Consider the following 16,287-nt stretch of genomic DNA (forward strand, 5'->3'; position numbering starts at 1 on the left):
TTTTCAAAAAAAGCCTACAACAGTTGAGAGGAAACTCGAACGCGAAGTATAATGGGAGAACCAACCACACAGCAAAACTGGATTACTCAGTACGACCCAGCGTCATGGGTTATAGCGGCCATCGGATCAGTATTGGGTGTTTCAGGACTTGCGTATGTGATCACGCATCCTGAACCGATGGCAGTATGGCTGACCGAGCTTGCACTGGTTAGTCTCCCGGCCGCAGCAATCGTCGCTGGCGGCTACTGGGTCGGAAACCATCAGCTTCCACACGAGAATAAACGGAACATAGCGAGATGGTGTCTGGCTGGTGCGGTCGTCTCGGGATTGCTCGTAATCGGCTATATTGGTGCCGAACGGATCGGTGGTGAGACTATACTCAACCCAGAGCTGCTCGTCGTTTTCGGTGCCTTGGGGGGTTCTCTCGTCGCGCTGTTTGCCTCCATTTCGACTGAGCGACGGCATCTCGAGAGGACCATCGCTACTGACGACCACAGACGGCTGGACGACTTGAGGGCTGCTCCGTTCTCTGCCGAAGCACAAGCGTTCGCGGAGCTGGCACTTGATACTCGCTCCTGGCACGTCATACGTGTGCTACGGCTATCTGAAGGCCCCCTCGGCGTAGAGAAGGTCGCGTCTCGGATCGCGGCGGTCGAGGACACAGACGAACGGGACGTCCATCTCGACCTGGTTCACGTTCGTCTCCCAAAGCTCACCGACCGGAACTTGATCACCTATCGTTCGGGCATTGGTATCGTTGAACCCAACGACCGAATTACGACGGTCGCGGACGCCGGTGACGAACTGTCGGCAGCAGGCGAAAAGATCGCTCCGAAAGAAAACGACTGAACTACAGCGGTCCCTCTCTGATTTACGCACGGATTCCAGCATCTCGATTCGTCGCTTTGGTACAGGATGTTGTTAGCGTGATTCGCGTCGCCACCTTGTTATTCTTTCACATGAACCTGAACGATCTATTAGTTCGTTCGGAGCCCCCCTCAGACCCTCTGAACCCAACTGTACCATTTTACTAATCTAGCTGACATACTAAGCTTTCTAGTAAATATCGAGCATCTCGATTTGTTCTTGATACCGGTTACGAATAGTAACTTCGGTAACCTGAGCGACGTCTGCGACTTCGTTCTGGGTTCGTTTCTCATTGCAGAGCAAGGCGGCAGCATAGATAGCGGCAGCAGCGAACCCCGATGGACCTCTTCCGGAGAGCAACGGATCAGCAGTTTCATCGATAATTTCGTTGGCTTTCGTTTCCACCTCTTGTGGAAGATCCAGCTTTGAGACGAAACGAGGGACATACTGCTTCGGATCGATCGGAAGCAACTCGAGACCGAGTTCGTTCGAAATATATCGATAGGTACGGCTGATCTCTATCCGCTCGATACGTGACACTTCCGTGATCTCCTCCAATGAGCGAGGAATACCTTCTTGGCGACAGCCGGCATACAGCGCGGCTGTAGCCACACCTTCGATCGACCGACCACGAACAAGATCTTCCTGGAGTGCTCGTCGGTAGATCACACTTGTTACCTCACGAACTGCCTGGGGAACACCGAGCGCACTCGCCATGCGATCGATCTCACTGAGTGCGAACTGAAGATTCCGCTCACCGGCATCCTTCGTACGGAGACGGCTTTGCCATTTCCGCAGTCGGTTCATTTGCGAACGCTTCTTCGAGGAAATCGAGCGTCCGTATGCATCCCTATTCTTCCAGTCGATTTTGGTAGTGAGTCCCTTATCGTGTATCGTCCGGGTTGTTGGAGCACCAACACGCGACTTATTCTGCCGTTCCTGATGATTGAAGGCACGCCATTCCGGTCCTGAATCGATCATGGCCTCCTCGATAACGAGTCCACAGTTCTCACAGATCCGTTCGCCTGGATTAGAATGGTGGACTATGTCATTCGATCCACACTCGGAGCATATGGAAGGAGTCGTATCGGTCTCAGATTGCTCTAGTTCGTGCTCATCGTCTCGGAGTCGAACAGACCAGACCATTACTGTTTGATGGTAGTGCTACAGAAGCATAAAGTTTGGAGCTGTGAAGGGCTGGAAAAGGCGTATGAGTTTCACCAGGACACCGTAGTGAGTTCCCTCGAGATCGGGCCCTGAAACACGCTATATCCGTTAATCTGCAGAAGGCGGTCTAGACTAACGACACATCGCTGACCGGAGGGGCCTCAGACGGGCCAGCACGAGGCCTTCAACCCCAGTTATGAGTGTTGAGAGAAGTCGGAGGTTGATCGAATTTTTGTGGTAGGCCTGTAGGAGTCAGGCCCATCTCGTGTTAGATGCCGATGTCGCCTAATCTATTCGGAAAAATAGACGTCGGGTATCTTCTCTATGGGTAACATTCGCTACTGCGCTTTCCGCCGGTAGATCGCGTGAGTACTCCAAAGGCAACATCGCATCGTAATTTTCGTGCCCAAGCATGTCAGTGCTGCACATGCGTGTTCGTTTGGATCACCGAGCGGTCTATCCATCGCTGATAGCCGGGTGGGAATCCTCGCTGACTTCCGTTGTCGATGGGTGTTCCAAATCGATTCAGATCGTCCCATTCGTTATTAGGAGTAGTGCGAACCCGGCAACAACGACGATTGCGAGCCAGAGAAAGAAAACCATTGCTGCTTGCTTGCCAGTGAGCTGGTCACCACTAAGGAGTCGGTCGAGCTCCATGATCGTAAGTAATGAGTCGGCAAAGATAAACTGTTTGATGTGCCTCTGAGAGAGGTGAAGTCACCCCAGGTGCGGTGACCCAGGGAACTCTACTAGCGAGTTCGTTAAATTCTGTCCAGACCGCCCGGTGAAGACGTGTAAACCTCCACAAACAGTAGTGACATCTGGAGTTAGATAACTACGCACGCTCGTTTTCAAAGTCCACTACTCCTCCGACTTCATTGCTGCAAGCTTCTGAGGAGGTCGTTGGTTGAGACGCTTTCTTCGAGGGTTACCCTTCCTCGGTATTCGTTTGGCTGATCTTCGGACCACAAGTCCACCACAGAGATTGCTTGCTCGCGGCGCCCGTACTTGCTCTGACTATAGTTATCCTTTCTCATGCGTTTGCTGTTTTGACGAATCAGAATATCCGCCGCCGAGGTAGCTACTCATCGATGCGACAACCATGTATAGTACTCCAGTATAGCTGTAATATACATGGATCCGGGTACTGGCAATCTATCTGTCGGAGGCCACCCACAGGGCTAATCTTCGCGGGGTCTTTTTTATCACGTAGCATCTATTTACATCCGTACTTTCGTATAATCCATCTCCGGTTACGAGTCGGTGTGCAATATAAAAGAACACCATAGCCGGACGATAAGCGAAAAGCGTGAGCTAACAAGCGAAGCGTCGTCAAAACCGATCAAAACCACCAGTGTGGACGCCGCCATCGATTTCCAGGAAGGACCACCGAAGAGATCGCCACCCTCGAGTGTGGCCGCACAGGCGTGCTTATCGATTGCAGACAAGACCCTCGATAGCCGATCCTCTGTCCGAAATCGTGATCGGATACTCACCCGAGCAGCGAACTCGTCCTCGTTGTCGACTCGAACGCCCCCGACAAAATCATCGAACTGGTTCGAGTTTAAATCAGAAATCCTTAGGTCCGCAGTCCCCAATAGAGGATATGGCCGAGCTCAACCCAATCGCGAAACGGATGCACAACATCAGCCCCGACCCCGTTGAACTCACGTTCGACGACGGAACGAATTCGGTCTTTACACTTTCGGGTGCAGAGTTTTTCCAGCAAGAGTTCCAAGCGGAGGGAACCTGCAGTAACGACGATGCGGAGTATCGATTCATCTCGAGCAGCGACAACGAATCAGTCCTCGTGGGACGGAAGGGGCCAGACGACTCGGGATGGACGAACGTCGGTACGGTCGTCGAGGTGCACAAAGTCGAGAACGAGTAGGGACGCGGCGCTTCCGAAACTGGATCGTCCGACGTGTTCATACTTTCAGAACGGGTATTCCGTGTTGACAGCAGTATTCGCCGTGTTGACAGCAGTATTCGTTGACTCAACGCGAAAAGAGCCTGTACGACTCGACTCAGAGGGTAAACGGACAACTCAGAGAAAAAAGCCAGGCAGACCACTACGGACGACTTTCCATATACTTTTGCTCGATCGCTGTTTCAAGTTCGTCGACGCGGTTTCTGAGAAGAGCGGGCAGTTCGTCAGTGAAACGTTCGCTCGAGAATCGATACTTCGGTCCGATAATAGCGATCGCACCCAGAACGGTTCCATCAGGCTCCTTTACCCGCCTGCCAACCTCACGTAATCCGTCTACATACTCTTCATCGGTAAATGCGATGCCTTCCTCGCGAACCTGCTCGAGTTCGCGAAAAAGCGCTTCCCGCTCCGTAATCGTCTGATCGGTCTGCGCCGGCAGCCCCCATTCGTCAAGAACGTTTTCGACGTGGTCTTCTGGAAGTTCAGCAAGAATCGCCTTTCCAGTCGCAACGTTGTGGAGGTGATAGTAGATGCCGGCAGAGGTCGCCATATTTGGTGCGTGTTGCTCCTTAACGAGAAACTGGCTATCCGGATGGAACGACTCGTGCACTAGAATCCCGCGGTTGTTGTTCCGGACGACAAATTCGACCTCCTCATCGATTTGATCAGAGATATCATTTACGGCGTTTTTAGCCAACGTATACGCTTTCTTTCGTGACCTTGCGTACTCCCCATGATTCAGAAATCGCAATCCAATATGATACTGCTCTCCCTCTCTTGTGAGATATCCGTTCTCGAGAAGTGTTCCGAGATGTACGTGGATTGTACTCTTTGCCATCCCTAATTCGGCGGCTAGCTCACTCGCCGTTGCCCCGCCAAGGTTTTGAATCGTCTGTAGTATCAAAAGTGATCGTTCTGTTGTTTTTGCCGTCTGTTTTCCCATATCTCCTGCTCTTCTTGCTGATACATATATGTACGGTTATGCTGTCTGCTCAAATGTTGCTCAGTACAGATATAATGTTCTGGTAGGACACTGTCTAACCACGAACGACCGGAGAGAGCGAAAACAGCGCTTCAAGGAACAGCCCTCGATTTTCGGGGGGAGAACCGACAGGGCTCATGTTACGGAGCGCGAAATGAGTGGGATCTCACAACTGCATTCAGAGACCGAGAACACGGGGTGAGGCCCGGTAATGAACAGCAACACGCCAGCCGACCCGATTCATGACCCGTCATTCGTCTGTATAGGCGCTCCGTTGATCGCAACACTGAGAAGGAGTATCATTTCGATACTGGTTTTCTATACACCCATACAAATGTAAATTCCGGATGTATAAATTTGATCACTGCGTCCAACACTCGGACACCAACTACGCAACAGGCGCGAAAAAGGAAAATAGCTAGGATTGTCGGGGCTGTTATCAGAGATAGATGAAGGTCGGAACAAAATCCTCGAAAGTGTAGACGTATCGTGAAAGTAATAGCGAGTATAATGAGAGAGATTGGGTTTTGTGGTTCTGAGACAGTCCATCGGCTTGTTGATCAGAGACGACTGCTTAAATAACAATTTGTCTGTTTTAATCGGTGTTCGCCATCTGTGTCGAGCGGGTAGCAGAAGTTATTGTGTAGCCATCCTTATACTCGAGGGTATATTTCGTGTTCATCGACTTCGCTCCCAAATATCAAAAGGCGCGTTGTGCCATCGCGGAGTATATGCTTCAAGCAAAGAACGATATGATAGAATGCTGTACGACGAACCGCTTGCGGCGGCGGCAGATGGATTGCGTGTGGGACGAATTGATCTCGAAGCGTATCTTGACGAGCTCGAGCAGCGCGCGGACGTCATCGAGCCGAAGATCCAGTCACTCGTGTCCGAAGACGGACGATGGAAACGACTTCGAAAGGAGGCAGCCGAGCTCTCCGACCGGTATTCCGATTCGACGGATCGGCCGCCACTGTACGGGATCCCGGTTGGCGTCAAAGATGTGTTTCACGTGGATGGACTGCCAACTCGTGCCGGAACGGACGTTCCCTCGGAAGCGCTTGCCGGCGACGAAGCTGCCGCTGTAACGTCGCTTCGCCGTGCCGGTGCGCTCGTCTTCGGGAAGACCGTCACGACGGAGTTCGCTCACTTCGATCCGGGGCCGACGCGAAACCCCCACGATCTCGAACGAACACCCGGGGGATCGAGCAGCGGTTCGGCGGCAGCCGTCGCGGCCGGCCTCTGTCCGGTTGCACTCGGAACGCAGACGATCGGATCGGTAATTCGACCGGCTGCGTTTTGCGGTATCGTCGGGTTCAAACCCAGCTACGGACGGATCTCGTCCGAGGGGCTGATCCCGCTCTCGAAGTCCGTCGACCACGTTGGCGTTTTCACACAGGACACTGCGGGAATAGCACTGATCGCACCTGTCCTCTGTGAGGGCTGGCGGTCGCTGTCGGCGTCGATCAGAAAGCCGTCGATTGGGGTTCCGGACGGACCGTATCTTGAACAGGCCTCCGACGATGCGCGTAACGCCTTCGAGTCCCAGCTGGACCGGCTTCAATCGGCTGGGTACGATGTCGTCCGGCTAACCGTGTTCGACAGCATCGACGAAATTAACGACCGGCACGAACGTCTCGTCGCTTCGGACGCCGCCCTCGATCACGAGTTGTGGTATGACGAATACGGAGAGCTGTACAGCGACGAGACCAGCCGTTTGATCGAAGACGGAAAGAAAACGACCGCCGCGGAAATCGCGAAATCCAGACGGAGTCGGATCGAGCTCCGGGCTCGATTGGCCGAGGCAATGAATCAACACGACCTAGATCTCTGGATCGCACCCGCTGCGCCCGGTCCCGCCCCCGTAGGAATCGAAACGACAGGCGATCCGATAATGAATCTGCCGTGGACACACGCCGGGCTTCCAACAATAACTGTTCCGGCCAGCCGGACGAACGAAGGGCTCCCACTGGGCGTTCAATGTGCGGGACGGTTCGGTGCTGACGAGGACGTCGTTCGCTGGAGTCACGATATCGCCGACGTGTTCAGCGAACAGCTATACGCGGAAGTATAACGCCGCTCGAAACGACCGCCATACTACCGCAGATCGACTCCGGCAGTATCGAGAACGGCGTTTGCGAGCGTGTTCACCGCTCGCTGACAGTCGTCCCAGCTTGTCCGTTCAGCCGGCGTGTGGCTCTTCCCGTCTTCGCTGACCGCGAATATCATAGCCGCTTCGCAGACATCAGCGACGTGAGACGCGTCGTGAGCGCCTCCGCTCAACAATTTCGTGCTGTCGTAGCCGAGTTCGTCAGCAGCGGCTTGCACGCTATCGATGCGCCGGTCCTCGAACTTGACACTCGAGGTCCGGACCGTTTCCGATACGTCGTACTCGATACCTTCCCTGGTCGCGGCCGCGCTGGCGTCGGCCGAAATCTGCTCGACGGCGCGTGCGATCACCTCATCGGACGGATCCCGAACGTCCCACGTAACCGAGGCAGTTTCCGGAATAATGTTGATCGAGTCGGGCCGAACGTCGATCGAACCAACCGTTCCAACCGTCCGCTCGCCCAGTCTGGACGGCAGTCTTCGAATATTAGTCACGAGTTCTGCGGCCGGAACCGCAGCGTCGCTGCGCAAGTGCATCGGTGTAGCGCCGGCGTGGTCGGCGTGTCCGTCGAACGTTACTTCTCCCCATGAGAGCCCAACGATCCCGGTTACGACGCCAACGTGCTTATCGTTTGCTTCGAGATACGGTCCCTGTTCGATGTGTAGCTCGAAGTACGCCTCGTAGTCTTCGGCTGGCTCGGCTGGGACGTCACCGCGGTAGCCGATGCGCTCGAGTTCATCGACGAGCCGAGCACCGTTCCGATCGGTGCGTTCGTACTCTATCTCGAGATTGAACTCACCGGACCACACGCCGCTCCCCTGTAACCCCGGCTGAAAACGGGCCCCCTCTTCGTTCGTCCAGTTTACGATCTCGATCGGCCGGCTGGTTTCGATCCCTTTGTCCTCAAGCGTCCGGAGTATCTCGAGGGCCCCGATGACGCCGAGTTGTCCGTCGTATATGCCGCCATTGGGCTGAGAATCAAGGTGCGATCCGACTAAGACTGGCGGCGCAGTCGGATCGGTCCCCGCTCGTCGGCCGAAGATGTTTCCAATCTCATCTATCCGAACGTTCATGCCGAGGGCGTTCAGCTGATCGACGAACCAGTCTCGAACCTCCTTGTCAGCGTCGGAAAGAGCTAACCGGTGGAGGCCTCCGTTCGCGGTTCCGCCGATGGATGCCTGTTTGTTCATCGCTTCAACCAACCGATCGCGATTGATATCGATTTGCACGAATCGGATCTCTCGGACGGACAAAATAATGGTACCGGTCACACATCTACGAAACCGGCACACGCACGACAATCTGTTCAGAATATTTGTGAACAGCACAACAGCTAATCCACTTCGGTAGTGTACTCCATGTAATGGATCTCACGCGACGGGTCGTCGTTCGAACTACCTGTATCATGGCCACTGTCGGAACTGCCGGGTGTACAACGGCCCGCGACTCCGAAAGCGACGGTGACGAAGCGATCGATCGTGCGGAGAACGAGACGCATCATATGGTTACGATCGATGAGGAGAGCGGGTTCAAGCCCACGAGACTCGAGATCGAAGTCGGGGAAACGGTTCGGTGGGAGAACGCCGCTCCACCACGACAGACCGTCACTGCGTACGACGATTCCGTACCGGACCAAAGCGAGTACTTCGCGAGTGGAGGGTTTGGCCGCGAACTAACGGCCCGTATCACGTATCCTTTTATTGGGGGTCTCAATCAGGGGGAACGGTACAGCTACACGTTCGAAGCAGCCGGTACGTACCAGTATTTCTCGATACCGAACGAAACCGACGGAACGACGGGAGAGATCGTCGTCACAGAGTGAGTTCTCCTCTCGACCGCATCGATCGATCGTCACTGACCGATCAATCGAAGTTCAGTCGCAAGCTTTTCCCTGGCTGTTGGGCCAACGAGGCGCGTCTCGATACTCCCGTCAGCGGTACACAGTACCGTCGGCGCACCGACCACGTCGTACTCCGTTCGAAGGAGCCGTCCGCAGTCCGGTCCGTACACGGCGAGTGGAATCGTCTCGGTTGGGGGCTCCTCGGCGACTATCGCCTCGAGATCCGACCGAACGTCTTTACAGGGATCACACTCGTCTCGCCAAATGTACACCAGGCACCGCTCACAGGTCTCGACAAGTTTCATCAGCCCGGGTCCAGTAACTGGAACGAATCCGTCAGGAGCACCGTGCTCCGGTGGAACGCCATCTTCGAGCTGTTCGGTAATGATCGCGACGAGTACCGTTTCCGTCACCGTCAACTCGGTTCCACGCTCGCGAATCGCGACGAATCGCGAGAGCAGATCCGGGTCGTACTCGGTGCGGGTACACAGTTGGACCGCGGTTTCACCGTCATCAACTACCGTTTCGATCGTCGCCTCCATCTCGTCGTTATCTGCCGCGTCCAGGCACTTTCGGTACGTATCGACTGTTGACCCGAACGAGTCGGTAAGGCGGAGTTGTTGGTCACACGCCCGTTCGAAGACGTCCCGCTCGATCAGCTGCTCAATTCCGGCTTTGGAAGCCATATGTCCACTATTTACGCATTATATATCAAAGTGCCGGCGGCAATTAGTCAAGACCCACCTGAATGTCGGTATCGGTGACCGAGGGAAAAACGTGGTGGCTCGAGCTTACGGGTCGAGCCCGAGTTCGTCGATACAGGGGAACTCATCGGCCGACGGAACATCACCTTCCTCCCAGAGAGGGTCGAGATCCGCGTCGGGTGGATAGTAGAGGTTGTCGTTGCTATCCCACTCCCAGCCGGCTTCCTCGAGAATCTGCCGCCCTTGTTCCGGGTCGCCCGACGAGTCATCTGCCATCTGGTATACTTCGCCTTCCGACGGGTGCATCGGGTGGACTTCGGAAATAAACGTCCCGTATAGTTCCGCATCGACCTCCCCACCGTACGCGATATCTATCATCTCCTGTCTGTTGAGCACGGCGGCCATAGCCTGTCGAAACTCGGTGAACTTCCCGGGGGCGATGTGTGACGCTGGCTGGAGCAGGAAGGTGGTGTGTGACTCCTCGAACGCAGATTCGGCGTCGTCGATTTCTTCGTTGGCGCGATCGGCATTGGGTGGCGAGATCTCCGGGGCGATGTGGCACTCGCCGGACTCTATTCCTTGCATCATCGTCTCTTCGTCCGCGAACGCTTCGAACACGATTGGTTGCCCGGGTTCGTACACGGGATGACCGCCGTGGGGCTCGCAGATGAACCGCTGTCCGGGCTCGAGCTCAGTTACCTCCAGCGGTCCGGAGCTGACCAACGGCAGCTCGAACGACGCTTCGCCCGGATCATCGACTGCACCGGCCTCCTCGAAGGTTTCCTCGTGCCAGATTCCCCACCGCATGAGCGTTGTTTCCGCGAACGGTAGGTACGGTTCGGAGAACTCGAACTGGCAGGTCTGCTCGTCGACGGCGGTAATCGCCTCGTACGGAACGTCGGCGGCGCCCGGATATGCGCCGGCGTCGGCCCCGCGCTCGATCTGTTCGAACGTGAATTTCACGTCCTCCGCCGTGATCTGATCACCGTTTGTGAACGTGGCATCGTCGAACAGTTCCACCACCACCTCTTGAGGGCCGACGACCTCAACCTCCCCGAGGAGGTCGATCGGGTCGTAGTTCTCGTCGTACTTGTGGATCGGCGAGTGGATCATGTGCTGCCACTGGGCCTCGGGCATCGACGCCGACAGCGTCGGGAAGTTCGTCGTCTCCGTCGCTTGTGGATCGGTACCGATTACGAGGTAGTCTTCGTCGGAATCGATCAGCTCCGATTTGAATGCCCACTCGGCGTTAGATCGAGCGATACCTGCATCTCCGATTCCGTCGACTTCGACCTTGTCGGTTCGCCACGCACCGACGTTCGCAACGGGGCAGATATCGATACAGACGCACTCTTCTGCGACGACTCCCATCGCATCGGTAAGCATCTCATCGCGTTCTTCTTCGGTGTCTGCGGACACCTGGTTTACCTGTAACTCGGTAAACTCACAGTTCGCCCAGTTGTTCGAGTTTGACTGTCCGTTTGCGCCCGCCCAGTCCAGCCGCAAGTTATCGTACAGTTCGTTCGGATCGAGTCGATCCGGGGTTCCGACCCACCACGTGAAACTCACGTCGCAATCTCGGTTTTCGTCGTTGTACTGCTGGGACGTCTGCGTCGAGAGATCCACCGGAACCAGATCGACATCGACGCCGAGGTGGTCCTCGAGGTTCCGTTCGATGACGACGGCCATCTGCTCTTGGATCGTGGTGTACCCACCGTAGTCTCCCCAGTACTCGATTTGGAGCGTCGGGACGCGTTCGCCATCCATGTCATCACCACTGAGACACCCGGCGAGACCGACTGTCCCTGCACCGCCGATCGCTTGCATGACGGTCCGTCTGCTAACCGCGTCGTTACGTTCCGTGCCAGATTTTGGCATGGGATGAGAAGTGAACTACTTCATAATGAAGCTGTCGAACGGTAATCCGAAATCTTACTATCTGCGATAGAATAGTACAATTGTCCAGGTATTTAGCGGAGATGCCTTCGCTTTCTCGTATATGATCGGAACAGCACGGGGCCGGCGGCAAAAGGAAGAGGGCATTCGGAAAACCGGCCTCAAGGACGACACGGCGCTATTCGGTGCGGATTCGACATCCATTCGGAAAAACTCTCGTAGGCGAAGGCGAAATTTTACTTCCCAAAGCCAAACGGACAGATTAGATCTATTTGCGGAACATGCTTCGCTATTTGAGCCACGATACGAATCCTATGCGTCGAAAAGATATATATCCGGTGGGCGGAAACTCAGATGCGTGTCGGAACGAAACGTATGATCTCGAAACACCGGATACAGTCGTTACGCCCGTATCAAATGGTAGCAGAGAACCATATCTTGCGCAACTTTCTCACCGCGTTGCGAAAGATGCTCGACGATCGAACAACATCGTTTTATTTCGCGATTCTGCTGGTAATAGTCGTGATGGGGCTTTTCGGGCCAATGCTCGCACCTCACGATGTCAATGCAACTCACTACGATGACAATGGCGATATACTACGAGCCGAAGCTCCGTCAGTGGACCACCCGCTTGGAACGACCCACGCCGGATACGACGTCTTTTCCCGAATCCTCGTCGGCGCCCGACCAACGGTTCTTACGGGATTGATCGGTGGTGGAATGATTCTGTCGATTGGCACGGCCGTCGGCGTCACCGCCGGATACGTCGGTGGGAAAACGGAAACCGTCTTGATGCGCTTTACCGATTTCGTGTACGGTGTGCCGCTGATTCCGTTCGCGATTGTGCTGATCACCTTCATGGGAGTCGGATTCCTCTCTTCCGCACTTGTTATCGGATTGATACTTTGGCGCGGTGCTGCCCGCGTGATACGCGCACAGACGATGCAAGTAAAACAGTACCCGTTCGTGAAAGTGGCAAAAGCGAGCGGAGCGAGCACGCCACGAATCATCTTCAAACACATCTTGCCGAACGTCGCACCGATGGCGATTTTCTTCCTCGCGATGGGCGTCGGCTACGCGATTATTCTTCAAGCTGGACTAACGTTTCTCGGCGTTGCCGATCCGTTCGTCCCCTCCTGGGGAGTGATGATTCGGAACGCGTTTGACTCGGGCTACATGGCGACGGCACCATGGTGGTCGCTTACACCTGGACTACTGATCGGAATTACGGTCCTGTCGACGTTTATGTTCGGACGCGGGTACGAAGACCTGATCGACGAGGACGCGGAGAGCGTCGATGCGGAGGCAGTGAGTGCGTGATACGATGACTGAACCACTACTCGAGGTCGAAGACCTCACGATTCAGTACGAAACTGACGGTGGAATGTTAACCGCCGTGTCGGATGCATCGTTTACGATCGACGAAGGGGAGTTCTTCGGACTCGCGGGCGAGTCTGGCTCCGGGAAGAGCACGATTGCGAAGTCGATTATCGGCGGTCTCGATTCGAACGGACAAGTCACGTCCGGGACGATTCGATACCGTGGCGAAGAGATCCAGGGGTACGACGATAAGCAGCTCAACGAAGCGGTTCGGTGGAAAGAAATCGCTTGGATTCCACAGAGTTCGATGAACAGCCTGGATCCGCTCCAGCAAGTCAGCGAACAGGCGATCGAAATCGGGCAAGTCCACACGGATCTCTCGAACGTTGAATTACGCGACCGGCTCAAGGAGATGTTCGATATCGTGGGTCTCCAAGAGAGTCGAATCGACGACTACCCCCACCAGTTCTCCGGCGGGATGCAACAGCGGGCGATTATCGCACTCGCCCTGTTTCTCGAGCCGAGTCTCATTATCGCCGACGAGCCGACAACCGCACTCGATGTCATCATGCAGGATCAGATCTTCAAATATCTCGACGAAGTCAAATCGGAGCTCGAGACCAGCCTCCTGTTGATCACACACGACATTAGCGTTATCTTCGAATCGTGTGATAGCGTTGCGATCATGCACGCAAGTCAGGTCGCGGAGTACGGGTCGGTTGCCGCCGTTCACGACAATCCTCGACACCCCTACGCGTTCATGTTCAAAGAGGCGTTCCCGGACGTGCGCGAACCCGATCGGGAACTGGAGGTGATCGACGGCTATCCGCCGGAACTGATTGGCGACGTCGACTTCTGTAGCTTCATCGATCGGTGTCCGTGGGCGACCGACGAGTGTGGACAGCGAGCACCGAACATGGAATCGGTCGACGACGACGATCCGACGCACGTAGCCGGCTGTTTCCGGAAAGACGAGGCGTACGAGTTATACCAGTCGGAACGCGATCACGCACGATCTGAGGGACACTCGGGAGAGCAAACGACCGCCGTAACGGAGGGAAGTGACTGATAATGACCGACGAAACACCGCTGCTGGAGATACGGAACCTACGAAAGTACTTCGAGGAAAGCTCGAACGTCCTCGACCTACTGCTTCGGCGAGAGCCGGACCAGATACAGGCCGTCGACGACGTCTCGTTGACGCTGAACGAAAACGAGTCGATTGCCGTGATCGGCGAGAGTGGCTGTGGGAAGACGACGCTGCTGTTGACGCTTATTGGCCTCCACGATATCACAGACGGGGAGATCATCTACAAAGGGACCCCTGTTTCGGAGTTCGATAAAGCGGACTGGAAGGACTACCGGAGCAATGTCCAGGTGATCTTTCAGGACCCGTTCAACGCTCTCGATCCGAAGATGACGATCAGGGAATCGCTGGAAGAGCCCTTGAAAATACACGGAATCGATGACCGCGACAGGCGGGTGCGGGACGTGCTCGAGCACGTCGAACTGAGTCCGCCCGAGAAATATCTCGGTCGCAAACCGGTCAACTTGAGCGGCGGCGAGAAACAACGAGTTGCGATCGCGCGTGCGCTGATCGTCGAGCCGGACATCATTCTTGCGGACGAGCCGGTATCGATGCTCGACGCCTCGACACAGGCAGCCGTGCTGAAGATGATGAAAGAACTTATCGAAGACTTCGGCGTCTCGATGATCTACATCTCGCACGACCTGTCGACCGTTTCGTACATCTCGGAGCATGTGAACGTGATGTACCTCGGCCGAATCGTGGAGACGGCGCCGACGGGACAGATCCTTGCAGATCCGAAACATCCGTATACCGATGCACTCGTTTCGGCGGTCCCGATTCCCGACCCGGGCCACGACCGAGATCGAACACGGATGTCCGGCGCGCCACGTGATCCCATCGGTCTCGGTGACGGCTGCCGGTTCCGCGATCGGTGTCCCGCGGTCATCCCGCCGGACCACCTCGAGATCGATCAGGAAGCGTTTCGGGAGGTCATGGAGTTTCGCGAACTCCTCGACCGCGATGAAATCGCCTTCGATCGAGTGGTTGAAACGATCGATGACCCTGACCCTGACGATCGAACGATGGCCAGGGCACTGAAACAGGAGTATTTCCGACACGAGTTGTCGGGCGAAAACGAAGCGACCCTCACCGAGTCCCTGATCGCACTTGCTAACGAAAAACCCGACGTTGCGGCCCGGCGACTCAAGCAGCGGTTCGAAAGCGTCTGCGAGACTACGCCAGCGTACGTCGAAGCCGAAACCGGATGGAACGTCGCCTGCCACCACTACGAAGAAAGTACCAATGAAACACAGTCCACTCCCGCGAAACAGCACTGAACGGTCCGTACAGCCGAGACAACCTATCATGCCCTTCGAGATCCGTTCGGTAACTCTTCCGTTTGCACGCCGAATCCCCGGAGAGGAGGTGAGCCACGAATGGCGTCGATGAAGCGATACTTCGTAGTTCGCTTCGTGCAGACGTTCGTCGTGCTATGGTTAGTGTTGACGGGTCTATTCCTACTGTTCAGGCTGATGCCGGGCGATTTCACCGCACAGATGGCGGTTGCAGGTGCAAGCCCGGAGGCGCTCGAGGAGATCCGTGATCAGTGGGGACTTAACGACCCGCTGTACGTCCAGTACTGGTCGTATCTCGTCAACTTCGTTCAGCTCGATATGGGTGAGTCGGCGATTTACCGCCAGGACGTCTGGCAACTCACCAAGATGCGAATCTTCAATACGTTCATCCTCGTCGCTCCCGCGATCACGCTTACGTACGTTCTCGGTTCCGTTATCGGAACGGTCGCCGGCCGAAAGCGCGGAACCAACTTGGAGAAGTTCGGAATCGTTCCCGTCATCGCGGCCGGCTCGTTCCCGTCTTTTTTTATTGCGATCGTGTTCATCATCGTGTTCGCCAGCTGGATGGGGCTGTTTCCGACATCCGGAATGCTCTCACCTGGCGTCTCCGGCGAGTATGACACGTGGTGGGGCCCTTACTTGTCCGGGAACTTCGCCCACCACTACGTGCTCCCGTTCGCAGCGGTCATCTGTCGGTACCTGTTTATTCCGTCAATGATCATGCGAACCAGCGTTATCGAAGTGATGGACAAGGGCCACACGCAGTACCACCGCCTGACCGGTCTCTCGTCAGTCCAGCGGTTCCGTCACACGGCAAAGCACGCGAGCCTACCGTTGATCACGCTGTATCCGGTATCGATGGCGCGCGCACTCGGTGGTCTCGTCCTGATCGAAACCGTCTTCAACTGGCCCGGAATCGGTTGGCTGCTCGTCGAATCGGTGCTCGGTCGTGATTACCCCGTCGTCCAATTTGTCTTCTTCATCGTGGCGGCATTCGTTATCATCTCGAACTTCGTGGTTGACCTCGTCTACGGGACGATCGATCCGCGAATCCGAGTCGAAGAGTGAGCCACTGACCGCGTGGCC

At 55.6% G+C, this 16,287-nt stretch carries 15 protein-coding genes; 8 read left to right on the forward strand and 7 right to left on the reverse strand.

Going from position 1 to position 16,287, the window contains the following annotated elements:
- Window positions 1-51: 51 nt before the first annotated feature.
- The gene (locus QA609_RS21580; RefSeq protein WP_278304690.1) at window positions 52-849 is read left to right on the forward strand and encodes a hypothetical protein; all 798 of its coding nucleotides are present in this window, start codon (window positions 52-54) and stop codon (window positions 847-849) included.
- 207 nt (window positions 850-1,056) lie between these two features.
- Here the strand turns inward: QA609_RS21580 and QA609_RS21585 are convergent, their stop codons facing one another.
- The 3 genes from QA609_RS21585 to QA609_RS21595 form a co-directional block, all read right to left on the reverse strand.
- Window positions 1,057-2,013 carry a transcription initiation factor IIB gene (locus tag QA609_RS21585; protein WP_278304691.1) on the reverse strand — a complete coding sequence of 319 codons (957 nt, stop codon included), beginning with the start codon at window positions 2,011-2,013 and terminating at the stop codon, window positions 1,057-1,059.
- 546 nt (window positions 2,014-2,559) lie between these two features.
- The gene (locus QA609_RS21590; protein ID WP_278304692.1) at window positions 2,560-2,691 is read right to left on the reverse strand and encodes a hypothetical protein; all 132 of its coding nucleotides are present in this window, start codon (window positions 2,689-2,691) and stop codon (window positions 2,560-2,562) included.
- Window positions 2,692-2,909: 218 nt separating this feature from the next.
- Complete coding sequence (locus tag QA609_RS21595; protein ID WP_278304693.1) at window positions 2,910-3,071, reverse strand: DUF5786 family protein; 162 nt, start codon at window positions 3,069-3,071, stop codon at window positions 2,910-2,912.
- Window positions 3,072-3,640: 569 nt separating this feature from the next.
- On the opposite strand from QA609_RS21595, the gene QA609_RS21600 reads away from it, so the two are divergent.
- Entirely contained in the window at window positions 3,641-3,925 is a 285-nt protein-coding gene (locus tag QA609_RS21600) for a transcriptional regulator (protein WP_278304694.1), read from the forward strand.
- A gap of 181 nt (window positions 3,926-4,106) precedes the next feature.
- Here the strand turns inward: QA609_RS21600 and QA609_RS21605 are convergent, their stop codons facing one another.
- Complete coding sequence (locus tag QA609_RS21605; protein WP_278304695.1) at window positions 4,107-4,907, reverse strand: IclR family transcriptional regulator; 801 nt, start codon at window positions 4,905-4,907, stop codon at window positions 4,107-4,109.
- Window positions 4,908-5,502: 595 nt separating this feature from the next.
- On the opposite strand from QA609_RS21605, the gene QA609_RS21610 reads away from it, so the two are divergent.
- Entirely contained in the window at window positions 5,503-7,020 is a 1,518-nt protein-coding gene (locus QA609_RS21610; protein ID WP_278304696.1) for an amidase, read from the forward strand.
- A gap of 23 nt (window positions 7,021-7,043) precedes the next feature.
- Here QA609_RS21610 and QA609_RS21615 read toward each other — a convergent pair whose 3' ends face one another.
- Window positions 7,044-8,285 carry a M20 family metallo-hydrolase gene (locus QA609_RS21615; protein ID WP_278304727.1) on the reverse strand — a complete coding sequence of 414 codons (1,242 nt, stop codon included), beginning with the start codon at window positions 8,283-8,285 and terminating at the stop codon, window positions 7,044-7,046.
- Window positions 8,286-8,419: 134 nt separating this feature from the next.
- Between QA609_RS21615 and QA609_RS21620 the strand changes: the two genes are divergently transcribed.
- Window positions 8,420-8,878, forward strand: a complete 459-nt coding sequence (locus QA609_RS21620; protein ID WP_278304697.1) for a plastocyanin/azurin family copper-binding protein — start codon at window positions 8,420-8,422, stop codon at window positions 8,876-8,878.
- A 29-nt stretch (window positions 8,879-8,907) separates the two neighbouring features.
- Here the strand turns inward: QA609_RS21620 and QA609_RS21625 are convergent, their stop codons facing one another.
- Window positions 8,908-9,582 (reverse strand): hypothetical protein, encoded by a 675-nt coding sequence (locus QA609_RS21625; RefSeq protein WP_278304698.1) that lies wholly within the window; start codon window positions 9,580-9,582, stop codon window positions 8,908-8,910.
- 105 nt (window positions 9,583-9,687) lie between these two features.
- On the reverse strand, window positions 9,688-11,478 hold the full coding sequence (locus QA609_RS21630) for an ABC transporter substrate-binding protein (RefSeq protein WP_278304699.1): 1,791 nt from the start codon (window positions 11,476-11,478) through the stop codon (window positions 9,688-9,690).
- A gap of 486 nt (window positions 11,479-11,964) precedes the next feature.
- Between QA609_RS21630 and QA609_RS21635 the strand changes: the two genes are divergently transcribed.
- The 4 genes from QA609_RS21635 to QA609_RS21650 all read left to right on the forward strand — a co-directional run bounded on the left by QA609_RS21635 (window position 11,965) and on the right by QA609_RS21650 (window position 16,269).
- The gene (locus QA609_RS21635; protein WP_278304700.1) at window positions 11,965-12,816 is read left to right on the forward strand and encodes an ABC transporter permease; all 852 of its coding nucleotides are present in this window, start codon (window positions 11,965-11,967) and stop codon (window positions 12,814-12,816) included.
- A 4-nt stretch (window positions 12,817-12,820) separates the two neighbouring features.
- Window positions 12,821-13,885: an ABC transporter ATP-binding protein gene (locus QA609_RS21640; protein ID WP_278304701.1), complete on the forward strand. Its 1,065-nt coding sequence runs from the start codon at window positions 12,821-12,823 to the stop codon at window positions 13,883-13,885.
- 2 nt (window positions 13,886-13,887) lie between these two features.
- Complete coding sequence (locus QA609_RS21645; RefSeq protein WP_278304702.1) at window positions 13,888-15,183, forward strand: oligopeptide/dipeptide ABC transporter ATP-binding protein; 1,296 nt, start codon at window positions 13,888-13,890, stop codon at window positions 15,181-15,183.
- Window positions 15,184-15,291: 108 nt separating this feature from the next.
- Window positions 15,292-16,269 (forward strand): ABC transporter permease, encoded by a 978-nt coding sequence (locus QA609_RS21650; protein ID WP_278304728.1) that lies wholly within the window; start codon window positions 15,292-15,294, stop codon window positions 16,267-16,269.
- The last annotated feature ends 18 nt before the right edge of the window (window positions 16,270-16,287 follow it).

The organism is Natronococcus sp. A-GB7, assembly GCF_029688865.1.
Taxonomy (GTDB): Archaea; Halobacteriota; Halobacteria; order Halobacteriales; family Natrialbaceae; genus Natronococcus.